We start from the raw sequence: 14,902 nt of genomic DNA, 5'->3' as shown, positions 1-14,902 counted from the left end.
TTCGCGGCTTTGATAAGGCGAACCCTCAGTTGCGACATGGGCCCCATCGGGGCCCCTGGGTGTGTGCGTCAGGCGCTGATCGCCGACTTCAACTCGGCCACCAGACTCGTCAACCGCTCTCTGGCGGTTTGGGGTGTCGCCGCCTCGATTTCCTGCACCAGCCGGCTGCCGACCACGACCGCGTCGGCCACCTGGGCGACGCGTCGCGCGGTTTCGCCGTCGCGAATGCCGAAACCCACGCCGATCGGCAGGGTCAGATGCTGGCGCAAACCGGCGATTTTACGCCCAACCTCGTCAATATCCAAATTCCCGGTACCGGTCACGCCCTTGAGCGACACGTAGTACACGTAGCCACGTGCCAGACGGGCGACGGCGGCCAGACGCGAATCCGGCGTGGTCGGCGCAAGCAGGAAGATCGGATCGATGTTCTCGGCGATCAGCGCCTCGGCCAGCTCCTCGGCCTCTTCCGGCGGACAGTCGACGGTCAGCACGCCGTCGACGCCGGCGACCCGCGCCGCCTTGGAGAATTCGGTATAGCCCATCGCGAACACCGGGTTAAGGTAGCCCATCAGCACCACCGGCGTCGTCGCGTTGCTCTTGCGGAACTCGGCGACCATCGCGAGAACATCCTTAAGGCTAACCTTGTGCGCGAGCGCGCGCTCGGAAGCGCGCTGGATCACCGGGCCGTCGGCCATCGGGTCGGAGAACGGGACGCCGAGCTCGATGATGTCGGCGCCGCCGTCGACGAGACCGTGCATCAGCGACACGGTCAGCTCGGGCTGCGGGTCGCCGGCGGTGACGAAGGGAATCAGCGCTTTCTTGCCCGCGAGGGCGGCAAAACTGGTGGCAATGCGTGACATGCTCGGTCTCACAGTTCGATGCCGGAGAGACCGGCGACGGTGTTGATGTCCTTGTCGCCGCGACCGGACAGGTTGACGAGGATCACCTTGTCCTTGTCCATGCTCGGCGCGTGCTTGATCGCCCAGGCGAGCGCGTGGCTGGACTCGAGCGCCGGGATAATGCCCTCGGTGCGGCACAACTCGTGGAAGGCGGCGAGCGCTTCGTCGTCGTTGATCGCGTCGTATTCGGCGCGGCCGATGTCCTTCAGGTAGCTGTGCTCCGGACCGACGCCCGGGTAGTCGAGGCCGGCCGACACCGAGTGCGTCTCGATGACCTGGCCGTTTTCGTCCTGCATCAGGTAGCTCTTGAAGCCGTGCAGCACGCCCGGCTTGCCGGCCGACAGCGGCGCCGCGTGACGGCCGCTGGCGACGCCGTCGCCGCCCGCCTCGACGCCGACGATGCGCACGCCCGGCACGTCGATATACGGATAGAACATGCCGATGGCGTTGGAGCCGCCGCCGACGCAGGCGACGACGACGTCCGGCTGGCGGCCGATCATCTCGGGCATCTGCAGCTTGGACTCTTCACCGATCACGCACTGGAAGTCGCGCACCAGCATCGGATACGGGTGCGGACCGGCGGCGGTGCCGAGGATATAGAACGTACTGTCGACGTTGGTCACCCAGTCGCGCATCGCCTCGTTCAGCGCGTCTTTCAGCGTCTTGGAGCCGGACGACACCGGCACGACGGTCGCGCCCAACAGTTTCATCCGGTAGACGTTGGGCGCCTGCCGCTTGACGTCTTCGGCCCCCATGTAGACCACGCACTCCATGCCGTAGCGCGCCGCGACGGTCGCCGACGCCACGCCGTGCTGGCCGGCGCCGGTCTCGGCGATCACGCGCTTCTTGCCCATGCGGCGGGCCAAGAGCGCTTGGCCGATGGTGTTGTTCACCTTGTGCGCGCCGGTATGGTTCAGGTCTTCGCGTTTCAGATAGATCTGCGCGCCGCCGAGTTTTTCGGACAGGTGCTTCGCGTGATAGACCGGGCTCGGCCGACCCACATAGTGCTTGAGTTCGTAGTGGTACTCTTCCCAGAAAGCCGGGTCGTTCTTCGCGCGTGCGTATTCGGCGTTCAGCTCGTCGAGCGCCGCCATCAGGGTTTCGGCCACGTAGATACCGCCGTACGGGCCGAAGTGGCCGCGCGCGTCGGGCTGGTCATAGCGATCCATCTGTCACTCCTTGTATGAACGCCTGCATCTTCGCGGCGTCCTTGATTCCTTTGCCCGCCTCCACCCCGCTCGAGACGTCGACCGCCGCCGGGAGCACGCGGCGTACCGCGCCGGCGACGTTGTCGGCGGTCAGGCCGCCCGACAGGATCAGCGGAATAGTCAAGTTTGCGGGGATCAGGCGCCAGTCGAAGGTGGCGCCGGTGCCGCCGTGCGCGCCTTCGACGAAGGCGTCGGCCAGCAGGCCGCGGGCGTCCTTGTATCGTTCGGCCCATTCTACCAGATCGACCCCCGGCTTCACGCGCACCGCCTTCAGATACGGGCGCTTGAAGCTCGCGCAGAATTCGGGCGTTTCCTCGCCGTGGAACTGCAGGATGTCGATGGGCAAGGCGGCGAGCACTTCGTCGACGCGCTCGCGGCTCGGATTCACAAACAGCGCGACCACCGACACGAACGGCGGCAAGGCGTCGATCACCGCGCGCGCGGCCTCCAGGCTCACGTTACGCGGGCTCTTGTCGTAGAAAACGAGGCCGATCGCATCGGCGCCGAGGCGCGCGGCATCGCGCGCGTCTTGCGGCCGGGTCAGGCCGCAGATCTTGATACGGGGTCGCACCATCAACTCCAGAACGTCAAACGCGCCGCGTCGGCGCGCGTGGGCAGGCCGAATTCGGCCGGGTAGCCGACGCCGGTCAGGAACAGGCCGTCGGGCATGAAGGTCGGCGGTGCGAGCGTGCGTTCGCGCGCGGCCAGAAGCTCGGCCAACCCTTGGGCATCAAGCGAGCCCTTGCCCACGTAGACCAGCGCACCGACGATGTTGCGCACCATATGGTGCAGGAAGGCGTCGGCGGAAAAATCGAAACGGATCAGGCCGCCGGACTCGACGATATCGAGCTGCTGCAGGTGTTTGACCGGATTTTTCGCCTGGCATTCGGCGGCGCGAAAGCTGGAAAAATCGTGACGGCCGACCAGTTGCGCGGCGGCTACGCGCATCGCGGCGACGTCGAGCGGCGAATGAAACCAGCCGACGCGGCCGGCGGACAGGGCCGGGCGCACCGGATGGTTCAACAGGAAATAGCTGTAGGAGCGCGAGAACGCGGAAAACCGCGCGTGGAACTCGCACGACACCGGCTCGGCCCACAGCACGGCGACCTCGGGCGGCAGGAAGCGGTTCACGCCACGCACCCAGGCGGTCAGCGGGCGCTCTACCGGCGCGTCGAAGTGGACGACCTGCTGGCTCGCGTGCACGCCGGCGTCGGTGCGCCCGGCGGCGATCACGCCGACCTTGGAGCCGGCGATCTCGGCCAACGCCCTTTCGAGCGCGTTCTGCACGGTGTTGCCGTGCGGCTGGCTCTGCCAGCCGGCAAAACGGCGGCCGTCGTATTCGATTCCGAGCGCAATCCTCATGCCCACACCTTCACCACCCATCCCATTGCGAGGCCGGCGGCGAGCACCGCGCCAACGTCGCGCGCGCGCCAGCGGCAAAACTGCAACTCTACCGTATCGGGGCCTGCCTTGGCCATGTCGTCCAGGCAGAGCGCGCGCCAACGCGCGATCGAAAAGCCGGGCGGCGAAGCCAGCATCGCGTCGGCGTAGTGAAGGGTGAGCCACAGGCGGAGTGCGGCTCGCTCGACCGGCACGCCGAGCGCGGCCAGCGGAGAAAAGAGCCCGGCCAGGCCGGACAGCAGCCGGTCGCGCGAGCGGGTGAGCCACAGGATGCGCATCCACCAGACCAGAATCAGCAGGCGCAGCGCATGCGCGCCCCCCTCGGCCAAGCCTTCGCGCGTCGGCGCCCACGGCGCGTCCCACAGCGCCTGCCCCGGCAGCGTCCAGCCCATCACCGCTGCCAGCGCCAACAGCAGCCAGCGCATGCGTCTCAGGCTGACGAGCACCGCGCGGCGCTCGAGCCTAGTCAGCGCGAGCACCGCGACGGCGGCGAAAGGAAGCAGCAAAGACAGCGGCAGGGCCTGCAGCGCGATCGCCCCGGCCAGCCAGATCAGGATGGCGACGGCGGGGTGAAAACCGTCAGGCATGGCCCGGCATCAGCGTCGACGGCCCGCCGAAATCGTTCTGGGCGGCGGCTTGGGCGCCCACGTCGGCGTGATGCACCAACACCGTCGCGCTTTTCAACGTCGGCAGCGGCGCCGGGTCGAACTCGATCACCGTCGGCTCGTCGGCCGACGCGTGCCCCGGGTTGGTCTCGGCCTGCACCGGCAGGTCCGGCCACGCGGCGGCGGCGAGCGTCAGCACGTTCGGCCAGATCGGATGCGCGTCGCCGAACACGTCGCGCACCGCCTGCGCCTCGCGCAGGAAGGCCGGCTGGTCCTTGAGCTGCGCCAGCATCTCCAACAGCTTCAGGCGCAGGTCGGCGCGTTGCGGCGCCTCGGCGATGCCGATGTAGAGTGACTCCATCGCCAGGTCGTGACGCCCGTACGACAGGTAGACCTCGGCCTCGGCGAGGCGGTCGACGGCGCTCGTTTCCAGCGCGCCCGAGCGCTGCGGCATCAGGTCGGTCAGCGGGCTCAGCTGCGAGTGCTGCATCATCGTCGGCGCGATCGTGATGAACGGCGCGGCACCGAGGTTCATGATCGAATCCGGCAGCGGCGATTCGCCGTCGTGGCGACGACGGCGCAGGTTGATCAGCACCATCAGACCGGCCAGCCCGCCGAGGGCGGCGAGCCCGCCCACCGTTTTGGAATCGCCCAGCCTCTCGAGCAAGGTGGAGCCTTCCTCCACCGACACGGCTTCGCCACTCGCCAAGCGCTGCAGTTGTCGCTCGAGGTGGCGGGCTGTCTCATCGACCCGCTGCAACTGGCGCTCCTGCTCGGCCAACCTGGCGCGCAGCTGCGCTTCCTGCACCTTTTGCGTCAGCGTATCCGACGATACCGGCTGGACCGTGGCCTCTGCCTGCGGGGTGGCGTCGGGCACCTCGGACTCGGCCGACACCGCGGCCGGAGCCGGGACCGGGGCCGGCGTCGGCGCAGGCTTAGCGGGGGCGGCGCTCGGCTGCGCGGCCGGCTTGGCGGCCACGACGGGCGATGCCGCCGCTGCCTCGGCCAACGTTGTCACCTCGGCGACCGGTATGGCCTGTGCTGCCGCCTCTGCGTCACGCGAGCGCTTGGACAGGCTGCCCCAGCTCGCCGGGAAGCGCAGCGTCGCGCCGCTCTTCATGTGGTTGGCGTCGTGCTTGATGAAGGCCTCCGGATTGTTGTCGACCATCCAGCGCATCGCCTTGGCCGCGTCGGGCGCCTTGTGCAGGCGATCGAGCAGCGACGACAAGGTGTCGCCTTCGCGCACCGGGTAACGCTTGAGCATCACCTTCACCTTGGTCGGCGCCGTCGCCCCGCTCGCCTTCGGCGCGAGACCGGCCGGGACATCGACCCGGGGCGCGGCATGTTCTTTCTTGAGCACCGGCTCCTGGGCGGCGATCTCGGGCTTGGCCTTGGCCGCCTTGACGCCTTTGGCCGCCACGGCCGGCGCCGCCTGCTGATGCGAGGTCGCCGGATCGAGCAGCATGCTGTAGCGCCGCTGCACCTTCTGGCCGCCGTGCTGCACCGACAGGTCGAAGCCGAGCATCAGCTCGTTGACCGGCCGCGTGGTCTTGACCAGCAAGGTCGCCGCGCGCGCGCCGCGGCGCAGCCAGACGGTCTCGACCTTGCCGAGCGCGGCGCCGCCGAGCGCCGGGTCGGGGTCCAGGTGCACCGAGAGTGCGCCCTTGTGCAGGTTCTGGCCGAGCAGCTCGATCTTGGCCTGAAGCGGTTCGCCGAGCGCCGATTCGACGTGGACTTCGCCCAGCGCCATCGCCGGCCCGCGCATACCCGGGTCGGGCATCACCGCATGCTTCTTAGTCTTGCCCTCCTCCGGCGCAGTCGGCTCGGGACGCTGATGCGTGGCGCCGCGGCGCGGGTCGAACTGGTACTCGCGCACCAGGCGCCCCGACGACCAGCTGACGTCGACGGCGAAGCGCAGCAGCGACTCGTCGAACTGCGCCGGGCCGCGCACGCGGATCACGGCATCGCCCCTGGCGTTCTTTTGCAGCAGGAAGCGCAGGCCGGCCGAGCCGGCGCTGTACACGCCCAGCTGCGGGTAGCGGTTGCGGTTGGCCAGCGTCACCGTCGTGCCGCTATCCAGGTCTTCGTCGACGACGGCGATCTCCGCCTCGAACGGCTCGCCCGGTTGCGACAGAACCTTCAAGCCCGTCAGACCGGCGAAAGCCGGCGCCATCACGCCCGCGAGGCAGAGTGCGAGCACGGCGGGTTTCATTCTCGGCAACATATCTCTACAAGGCCGTTGTCGGCCGCCTCCATTCGTTCTTTTACAAGCAAAGACCCGCCGTAGGCGGGTCTTTTTTGCAGATGATATTACAACTAAATATTTATCTTCGCCAAGAGCAATTCGGCTTCATCTTTAAGAGAACCCTTCGCTTCGCCCGTGAGTTCTTTCAAAACTTCGCGCGCGCCTTCGCTGTCGCCCATGTCGAGATAGACCTTGGCGAGGTCGAGTTTGGTGCTGAGCGGGTCGTCGCTGACCGACACGCCGGACATCAGCGTGGCCGGCTCGTTGTTCTGGAACAAGGCGGCGAAATCGCCCAGATCGTCCTCCTCGGGCGGCGCGACCGACGTCGCGTTGGCCAGCGTCGGGTCGTCGAGCTGGAAGTCGAAGTCGAGCAGGCTGGCGTCCGCCTTGACCGGAGCCTCGGCCGGCGCTTTCTCGACCTTGGCTACGCCGCTGTCGAGGCTGTCCAGGTCGAAGTCGAGCAGTTTGGCGTCCGGCTCTTGCGGCGCCGGCGCGGCCTCGATCGCGTCGGCCTCGCCAAACAACGCGGCACGCAGCGGATCGTCGAAGCCGTCGTCTGCCGGCGTCGCGGCGGCCTCGGGCGGCACGGCGCCTTCGGCCAACGGCATGTTGAACGGCGCCGGCGCTTGCGCCACCGCCATCAGTTCCTGGTCGAGGTCGATGGCCTCGGTCAGCGGCGCGCCCGCGGCAGCAGGGGTGCCAGCCATCGCTTCGCCGCTCTGGTAGAGCGGGTTGTCCGCATCGAGCAGCAGGCCCATCGCCGCGGCCTTCGCCCATTGCTGGCCCTTGCCGTCGAAGGCCGCATGCAGTTCGCGCGCGACGCGCTCGAAGCTGTCCTTGTCCTGACGCGCCGCGTAGATTTCCAGCAGCTTCAGGCGCACTTCGTGGCGGGCCGGGTCGCGGTTGAGCGCGTCCTTGAGGATTTCCTCGGCCTGCTGGTCGCGGCCGTAGGCGATGTAGACCTCGGCCTCGGCGACCGGGTCGACCTCGCCGGCGTCGATCTCGCCGAAGGAACGGGTGAAGTCGGACATGAAGCTCTGGCCGCCCTCCGCCGCGGCCGCGCCGGGCACGAGCGGAGACGCGGCACTGCTGCGGCCGGCGATCAGCGTGTTCGGCGCGAGGCCAAGGTTGGCCGAGGCCGGCGCCTTCTTGCGCCGGGCCGCGAGCACACCGAGCAGCGCGAGCAACAGGCCGCCGCCGGCGACGCCGCCGACCAGCGGCAGGTTGTCGAGGAGACCGGCGAGAAAGCCGCTGCCCTCAGCGGACTCAGCCGGCGCCGGCTTGGCCGCACCCTGCTGGAGACTCTGCAATTTTGCTTCAAGCGCAGCGATTCGCGTTTCGGCGTCTTTCAGCGACTTGTCGCGCTCGGCCACCTGGCCTTCGAGCGTAGTCAATGTCTCGCTCGAAGGGGCGGAAGCCGCCGCCTGCGGCGCGGCAGGCGCCGCGACCGGGGCAGTGGCTTGAATAGAAGCGACCGGCGCGGGGGCGGCCTGGGCGGGCGCGGGGGCGGGCACCACCGGAAGCGCCGCTACGGCCTGGGCAGGAGCGCTCTGCGCCGAAGCCGCCGCGGCCGGTTCGGGCACGCCCGACAGCGTGCGGCGGGCATCGGCGACGGAGACCGCCTTGATGCTGGCGGCACTCGGCACCTTGAGCTGCGCGCCGGCGCGCAGGCGGTCCGGGTCGCCGGCGATGAAGGCCCTGGGGTTCTGCTGGACGAGCGCGGCCATGGTCTGCGCGAGGCTGGCGCCCGGCGGCTGGACACCGGCGGCTAGGCTGTTCAGGCTGGAGCCCGGCTCGACGCGCAGCACGCCCGCGCGGGCAGCGGATGGCGCGGCGTCGTTCTTGACACGACCGCGCGGCGCGGCCACGCCGGTCTCGGCAGGCACCAGATCCTGGCCGTTACGCCCCTTGAACTCGGGCGGGTCGAGCAGCACGGTGTATTCGCGCACCGAGCGGGCGGCGGCACCGCGCGCCTCGACGACGAAGCGCAGGAACGGCTCGTTGATCGGTTTGGTCGAGGTGACGCGGACCACGCCGTTCGCACCGTTCTTCACCAGCGAAAAGCGCAGCGAGGACAGCGCGCTCGGGTAGTCGACCTTCAGGTCGCGGAAGGTATCGTTACCGGCCAGGCCGACGCGCAGCGCCTCGAGCTCGGCCGCGCTGAGCCCCGTCACGGGAATGTCCGCGCGGAGCGTTTCTCCCAAGTTCGAGCGGACGTTAATCTTTCCCAACCCGGCCCACGCGCTCGCGGAGAACAACGCTGCCACGAGCAGCACACTGAGTTTGAGGGGTGCCTGTCTAGTCACGATCCACCTTCCGGCATTTGTTATAAATGTTTTAATGGCAAGCGCAGTCACACGGCATGCGCCGTGAACTGCCTCGCCATCTTAGTTTCCCACCCGGATTTCGCCAATCGGATTCTGTCCGAGCGACGGCGAAAAGTCGTGCCAATCCGGCGTCAGGCAAAATACCCAGTTTGCATCGCCTTTGCAAACTGTTCGCACCAGTTTTTCGCCGTCACGCGCGCCGCATCGGCGGTCAGCCAGAACATCAGACGGTTGCGCTGGATGCGGATGCGGTCGACGGCCAACAGGTCGGTGCCGACCACGTCCATCGGGCTGACCGTCGTCTCGCCCTTGCCCGGCTCGGCGTTCAGCCACAGGCCGGCCTTGAGGAAGGCGTCGTTCAACTCGGCAATAGGCGGCGCGTCGCCGTCGAATTCGACGCTCACCGCCCACGCCACGCCGAAGAACATCGGCACGTGCACCACGCTGGCGAACACCGGCAAGGCAGCTTGGCCGAGCAAGGCCGGCAGCGCGACGGCGAGCGCGCGTTCGACGTCGCTGTCGCCGCCCTCGCCCGCCGCGCCGATCAGGGGCAACAGGTTGAACGCCTGGCGTTTCGGAAAGTGTTCGGTTTCGGCTTCGCGCTGGGTGAAGAGCGCGGTGGTCTGCTCGGCGAGCTCCTCGATCGCCGGTTTGCCGAAGCGGCTGGCCGACAGGCAGGCGGTAACGGTCACGGCCTTGAGGTTGGCCGAGCCCAGCGCGGCGAGCGCGCGCGCCAGCGGCAAGGCGATGTCCTGCGGCAACGCGATCGCACCGTCGTCAAGCACCGGGCCGGCGAGCGACGCGGTCGCGCCGGCTTCGAACACGAGGACGCCGGCGTCGCGCGCGGCCTGGCGGGCCGCGGCGAACGCTTCGTTGCTCTCGGCGAAGAAGGCCGCACCGGCGTGGCCGAAATCGAACTCGGACACCGCTTGCACGTCGAGTTCACGATGGCCGTATTCGACCGTTTCGCCGTCGAGTTCGTCGGCGTCGATCGCCGCCACGCGCGCCGACGGGGGCAAGAGCTCGGCCAACTTCTCGAGCAGCGCGACGCCCAGCTGGCTGGTCGCGCCGACGACGGCGATTTGCAGGTTTGCACTCATTTTTCACTCCAAAAACAGAAAGGGCGCGGTTAAGCGCCCTTGGGGTCAACGCGGCGGGGTTTCCGCTGGCGCTTAACGTTCGATCAGGATGCGCAGCATGCGGCGTAGCGGTTCGGCCGCGCCCCACAACAGCTGGTCGCCGACGGTGAAGGCCGACAGGTAGTCGTTGCCCATCGCGAGCTTGCGCAGGCGGCCGACCGGAACGGTCAGCGTGCCGGTGACGCTGGTCGGCGTCAGGTCGCGCATGCTGTCTTCACGGGTGTTCGGCACGACCTTGGCCCACGGGTTGGCGGCGGCGAGCATCGCCTCGATCTCGTCGAGCGGCACGTCCTTCTTCAGCTTGATGGTCAGCGCCTGGCTGTGGCAACGCATCGCGCCGATGCGCACGCACAGGCCGTCGACCGGGATCGGGTTGGCCGAACGGCCGAGGATCTTGTTGGTCTCGACGCCGCCCTTCCATTCTTCCTTCGACTGGCCGTTGCCGAGGTCCTTGTCGATCCACGGGATCAGGCTGCCGGCCAGCGGCACGCCGAAGTTGGCGGTCGGGAACGAAGGATCGCGCAGGATGCCGGCCACTTCGCGGTCGATGTCGAGGATGGCCGAAGCCGGGTTATCGAGCAGATCGCGGGCGACGCGGTGGGCTTCACCCATCTGCGAAAGCAGCTCGCGCATGTTCTGTGCGCCGGCGCCACTGGCTGCCTGGTAGGTCATCGACGTCGTCCATTCGACGAGGTCGTTCTGGAACAGACCGCCGAGCGCCATCAGCATCAAGCTGACGGTGCAGTTGCCGCCGACGTAGTTCTTCACGCCCTTGGAAATGCCATCCTGGATCACGCCCAGGTTGACCGGGTCGAGGATGATGATCGCCTCGTCGTCCATGCGCAGCGTCGAAGCGGCGTCGATCCAGTACCCCTGCCAGCCGGCGGCGCGCAGTTTGGGGAACACCTCGCTCGTGTAGTCACCGCCCTGACAGGTAACGATGGCGTCCATCGCCTTCAGCGCATCGATGTCACGGGCGTCTTTGAGCGCCGGCACCTCCTTGCCGACCGCCGGGGCGGCGCCGCCGACGTTGGACGTGGTGAAGAACACCGGCTCGTCGATGACGGCGAAATCGTTCTCTTCGCGCATGCGCTGCATCAGCACCGAGCCGACCATGCCGCGCCAGCCTACAAAACCTACTCGCATTGCAATTCCTTGATTATGTTAGCCAATTCTTTGCCACAAGCTTATCAGGCCTTGAGCGCGGCGACCACCGCGTCGCCCATGCCCGAGCAGCTCACCTTCTGGCAGCCTTCCTCGAAGATGTCGGCGGTGCGGAAACCCTGCTTGAGCACGGTCTTGACCGCGTTCTCGATGCGCTGGGCCTCGGCCTCGAGGTTGAACGTATAGCGCAGCATCATCGCTACCGACAGGATGGTCGCCAGCGGGTTGGCGATATCCTTGCCGGCGATGTCCGGCGCCGAACCGTGGCTCGGCTCGTACAAGCCCTTGTTGTTCGCGTCGAGCGACGCCGACGGCAGCATGCCGATCGAACCGGTCAGCATCGACGCCTCGTCGGACAGGATGTCGCCGAAGATGTTGCCGGTGACCATCACGTCGAACTGCTTCGGGTTGCGCACCAGCTGCATCGCCGCGTTGTCGACGTACATGTGCGAGAGTTCGACGTCCGGGTAGTCCTTAGCCACGTCGATGAAGATCTCTTTCCAGAACTCGGTGCACTCGAGCACGTTGGCCTTGTCGACCGAGCACAGCTTCTTGTCGCGCTTCTGCGCGATGCCGAACGCGACATGCGCGATACGGCGGATCTCGCTCTCGCTGTACAACATGGTGTTGAAGCCTTCGCGCTCGCCGGCCTCGTTGGTGCGGATGCCGCGCGGCTGGCCGAAGTAGATGTCGCCGGTCAGTTCGCGCACGATCATGATGTCGAGGCCCGACACCACTTCCGGCTTCAGCGTCGATGCGTTCGCCAGTTCCGGGTACAGGATGGCCGGGCGCAGGTTGGCGAACAGGTTCAGGTCCTTGCGGATCGCGAGCAGGCCGCGCTCCGGACGCAGCGGGCGATCGAGCGTATCGTAAGCGGGGCCGCCGACGGCACCCAGCAGAATAGCGTCGGCTTCGCGTGCCAGCTTCTGCGTGAATTCCGGGTACGGGTGGCCGTAGGCATCGTAGCCGGCGCCGCCCAGCGGCGCTTCTTCGATCTCGAAGGCGAGGCCATCTGCGGCGAGCACGTCGAGCACGCGGCGGGCCTGGGCGATGATTTCGGGACCGATACCGTCGCCGGGGAGGATGGCAATCTTCATGTCTTTATTCTTTCAATCGGTGTTCTGGGTGGGCTCGGCCAACGTTGACGCGTCTTGGGGCGCGGTCAGCCGATCGACCAGCAGCTTTTCGCAGGTCTTGAAGCCGAGGTAGCACGCGAGGCCGAAGTAGCCGGAGCCGGTCAGCTCGAGAAACTGGCGCAGCGCGCCGTCCTTCAGCGCCATCACACCGTGCTCGGCGACCAGTTGCAGATTGGCCAGCAACAGCGCTATGACGTTGAGCGTCGCGAGGCCGAAACCGAGAAAACCCGCCCCCATCAGCCCAAAGGTCAGGAGCGGGTGCCTGCGCAGGCAGGCGATCAGGCCGGTTCGGACTCGCGCGCCCATCGGCTCATCGGAACAACCAGGGTTGCTCGGCGCGGCGCTTGGCCTCGTAGGCCTTGATCTCGTCGGCGTGCTGCAGCGTGAGGCCGATCTCGTCCAGGCCGTTCAACAGGCAATGCTTGCGGTGCGCGGTGATGTCGAAGCCGAACGTCGCGCCCGACGGGGTGCTCACCGTCTGCGAAGACAGGTCGATGCTCAGCGCGTAGCCTTGGTTCGCCTCGGTCTCGGCGAACAGCTGGTCGAGCGCCTCGGCCGGCAGCACGATGGGCAACAGGCCGTTCTTGTAGCAGTTGTTGAAGAAGATGTCGGCGAAGCTCGGCGCGATCACCGCGCGGAAGCCGTAGTCTTCGAGTGCCCACGGCGCGTGTTCGCGGCTCGAACCACAGCCGAAGTTCTCGCGCGCCAAGAGCACCTGCGCGCCTTTGTAGCGCGGGAAGTTCAGCACGAAGTCGGGGTTCACCGGACGGACGCTGTTGTCCCTACCCGGCTCGCCGTGGTCGAGGTAGCGCCATTCGTCGAACAGGTTGGGACCGAAGCCGGAGCGCTGGATCGACTTGAGAAATTGTTTGGGTATGATCGCGTCGGTGTCGACGTTGGCGCGATCGAGCGGGCACACCAGCCCGTTCAGCGTCGTAAATGCTTTCATGATTCCTGTAGGGACGAGCCCCCGAAACGTTATTGGCTTTGCCGAGTCTGCGTGCCGTCAATCACCGGCGCAGGCGGACTCGGCTGGGTCGCGCTGTCTATCCTGTTGCCGACGCGCTGCGCGGTGTCGGACACCACCTCGCCGCCACGCTGCACCGCACGGCCGACGGCCTCGCCGCCCTGATGAATATCCTTGCCCAGGCCCTGCAGCGTATGGCTGCAGGCACCGAGCAACAGCGTGGCGGCCAGCAGCAGCGTGCGGCGCATTACGCGCTCAGAAACCGCGCACATCGACGAAATGACCGGCGATCGCCGCCGCCGCCGCCATCGCCGGACTCACCAGATGGGTGCGTCCGCCCTGGCCCTGGCGGCCTTCGAAGTTGCGGTTGGAGGTCGACGCGCAGCGTTCGCCCGGCTCGAGACGGTCGGCGTTCATCGCCAGGCACATCGAACAGCCCGGTTCGCGCCATTCGAAACCGGCCGCGGTGAAGATCTTGTCGAGGCCTTCGGCCTCGGCCTGCACCTTCACCAGACCCGAACCCGGCACGACCAGCGCCAGTTTCACGCTGTCGGCCTTCTTGCGGCCCTTGATGATCGCGGCGGCTTCGCGCAGGTCTTCGATGCGGGAATTGGTACAGGAACCGATGAACACCTTGTCGATGCCGATCTCACGGATCAGCGTGCCGGCGGTGAGGCCCATGTAGTTGAGCGCGCGCTGGTAGCCTTCGCGCTTGACCGGGTCGGCCTCTTGCGCCGGGTTCGGCACACTGCCGTTGACGTCGGTGACCATCTCGGGCGACGTGCCCCAGGTGACCTGCGGCTCGACATCCTCGGCCTTCAGCTCGACGACGGCGTCGAAGACCGCGCCTTCATCGGACACCAGCGTCTTCCAGTAGGCGGCGGCGGCGTCCCATTGTTCGACGGTCGGCGCGAACGGGCGGCCCTTGATGTAGTCGAGCGTGACCTGGTCGGCCGCGACCAGGCCCGAACGGGCGCCGGCTTCGATCGCCATATTGCAGATCGTCATGCGGCCTTCCATCGACAGCGCGCGGATCGTGTCGCCGCCGAATTCGATCGCATAGCCGGTGCCGCCGGCGGTGCCGATCTTGCCGATGATCGCGAGCGCGATATCCTTGGCAGTCACGCCCGGCTGCAGTCGACCGTCGACCTTGACCAGCATGGATCTGGACTTCTTGGCCACCAGGGTCTGGGTGGCGAGCACGTGTTCGACCTCGGACGTGCCGATGCCGTGTGCCAGCGCGGCGAAGGCGCCGTGCGTCGACGTGTGGCTGTCGCCACAGACCACGGTCATGCCCGGCAGCGTCGCGCCCTGCTCGGGCCCGACCACATGCACGATGCCCTGGTTCTTGTCCTTGAACGGGAAGTAGGCGAGCGCGCCGAAGTGCTTGATGTTGGCATCCAGCGTCTCGACCTGCTGGCGCGAGATCGGATCCTTGATCCCCTCGTCCCAGTGGTCGGTCGGCGTGTTGTGGTCGGCGGTCGCGACGATAGAGTGCGTGCGCCACGGCTGCCGGTTCGCCAGCCTCAGGCCTTCGAAGGCCTGCGGGCTGGTGACTTCGTGGATGAGATGGCGGTCGATGTAGAGGAGCACGGTGCCGTCGGCGGCTTCGTGCACCACGTGGCTCGACCAGAGTTTGTCGTAGAGCGTCTGCGCGGTCATGGGGTCTGGCAAGGCTAGTTGATGGCGATTCTTAGAGTGCGGTTGCGGACGTTAAGTGCTCAAGTCCCGCACTTTTAATGGAAAAGTCATTCTTGCATACCGGTTTGCCCCTTATCAAGTCGCGTTTGCCGCGCCGCGAAACCCTCGGC

Annotated in this window: 14 protein-coding genes; all 14 read right to left on the bottom strand. The window is 67.3% G+C overall.

The annotated features are described in order from the left end of the window. Positions 1–68: 68 nt before the first annotated feature. Entirely contained in the window at positions 69–860 is a 792-nt protein-coding gene (gene trpA / locus DWG20_RS10610) for a tryptophan synthase subunit alpha (protein ID WP_115433785.1), read from the bottom strand. A gap of 8 nt (positions 861–868) precedes the next feature. Then, entirely contained in the window at positions 869–2,068 is a 1,200-nt protein-coding gene (gene trpB, locus DWG20_RS10605; protein WP_115433784.1) for a tryptophan synthase subunit beta, read from the bottom strand. Then, complete coding sequence (locus tag DWG20_RS10600) at positions 2,055–2,681, bottom strand: phosphoribosylanthranilate isomerase (protein ID WP_181880897.1); 627 nt, start codon at positions 2,679–2,681, stop codon at positions 2,055–2,057. The genes trpB and DWG20_RS10600 overlap by 14 nt, the downstream gene beginning before the upstream one ends. Further along, a complete protein-coding gene (truA, locus tag DWG20_RS10595; protein WP_115433783.1) occupies positions 2,681–3,469 on the bottom strand; it encodes a tRNA pseudouridine(38-40) synthase TruA in 789 nt (262 codons plus the stop codon). Before truA ends, DWG20_RS10600 begins: the two co-directional genes overlap by 1 nt. Continuing rightward, positions 3,466–4,095 (bottom strand): energy-coupling factor transporter transmembrane component T family protein, encoded by a 630-nt coding sequence (locus DWG20_RS10590; protein ID WP_115433782.1) that lies wholly within the window; start codon positions 4,093–4,095, stop codon positions 3,466–3,468. The genes truA and DWG20_RS10590 overlap by 4 nt, the downstream gene beginning before the upstream one ends. Continuing rightward, the gene (locus DWG20_RS10585) at positions 4,088–6,313 is read right to left on the bottom strand and encodes a type IV pilus assembly protein FimV (protein WP_147289948.1); all 2,226 of its coding nucleotides are present in this window, start codon (positions 6,311–6,313) and stop codon (positions 4,088–4,090) included. The genes DWG20_RS10590 and DWG20_RS10585 overlap by 8 nt, the downstream gene beginning before the upstream one ends. Positions 6,314–6,429: 116 nt before the next feature. After that, positions 6,430–8,625 (bottom strand): motility hub landmark protein FimV, encoded by a 2,196-nt coding sequence (locus tag DWG20_RS10580; protein ID WP_484012587.1) that lies wholly within the window; start codon positions 8,623–8,625, stop codon positions 6,430–6,432. 191 nt (positions 8,626–8,816) lie between these two features. Beyond that, positions 8,817–9,785, bottom strand: coding sequence for an Asd/ArgC dimerization domain-containing protein (locus tag DWG20_RS10575; RefSeq protein ID WP_115433779.1), 969 nt, complete (start codon positions 9,783–9,785; stop codon positions 8,817–8,819). 72 nt (positions 9,786–9,857) lie between these two features. Continuing rightward, a complete protein-coding gene (gene asd / locus DWG20_RS10570) occupies positions 9,858–10,970 on the bottom strand; it encodes an aspartate-semialdehyde dehydrogenase (protein ID WP_115433778.1) in 1,113 nt (370 codons plus the stop codon). Between the two features lie 44 nt (positions 10,971–11,014). Beyond that, entirely contained in the window at positions 11,015–12,085 is a 1,071-nt protein-coding gene (leuB, locus tag DWG20_RS10565) for a 3-isopropylmalate dehydrogenase (RefSeq protein ID WP_115433777.1), read from the bottom strand. A gap of 12 nt (positions 12,086–12,097) precedes the next feature. Further along, entirely contained in the window at positions 12,098–12,430 is a 333-nt protein-coding gene (locus DWG20_RS10560; RefSeq protein ID WP_115433776.1) for a hypothetical protein, read from the bottom strand. A gap of 4 nt (positions 12,431–12,434) precedes the next feature. Continuing rightward, the gene (gene leuD / locus DWG20_RS10555) at positions 12,435–13,073 is read right to left on the bottom strand and encodes a 3-isopropylmalate dehydratase small subunit (RefSeq protein ID WP_115433775.1); all 639 of its coding nucleotides are present in this window, start codon (positions 13,071–13,073) and stop codon (positions 12,435–12,437) included. A 29-nt stretch (positions 13,074–13,102) separates the two neighbouring features. Continuing rightward, a complete protein-coding gene (locus DWG20_RS10550; RefSeq protein ID WP_245944705.1) occupies positions 13,103–13,339 on the bottom strand; it encodes an entericidin in 237 nt (78 codons plus the stop codon). Between the two features lie 7 nt (positions 13,340–13,346). Continuing rightward, positions 13,347–14,753: a 3-isopropylmalate dehydratase large subunit gene (gene leuC / locus DWG20_RS10545; RefSeq protein WP_115433773.1), complete on the bottom strand. Its 1,407-nt coding sequence runs from the start codon at positions 14,751–14,753 to the stop codon at positions 13,347–13,349. Positions 14,754–14,902: the final 149 nt, after the last annotated feature.

This window comes from Crenobacter cavernae (assembly GCF_003355495.1).
Classification (GTDB): Bacteria; Pseudomonadota; Gammaproteobacteria; order Burkholderiales; family Chromobacteriaceae; genus Crenobacter; species Crenobacter cavernae.
This window is presented reverse-complemented; position numbering and strand designations above follow the sequence as displayed.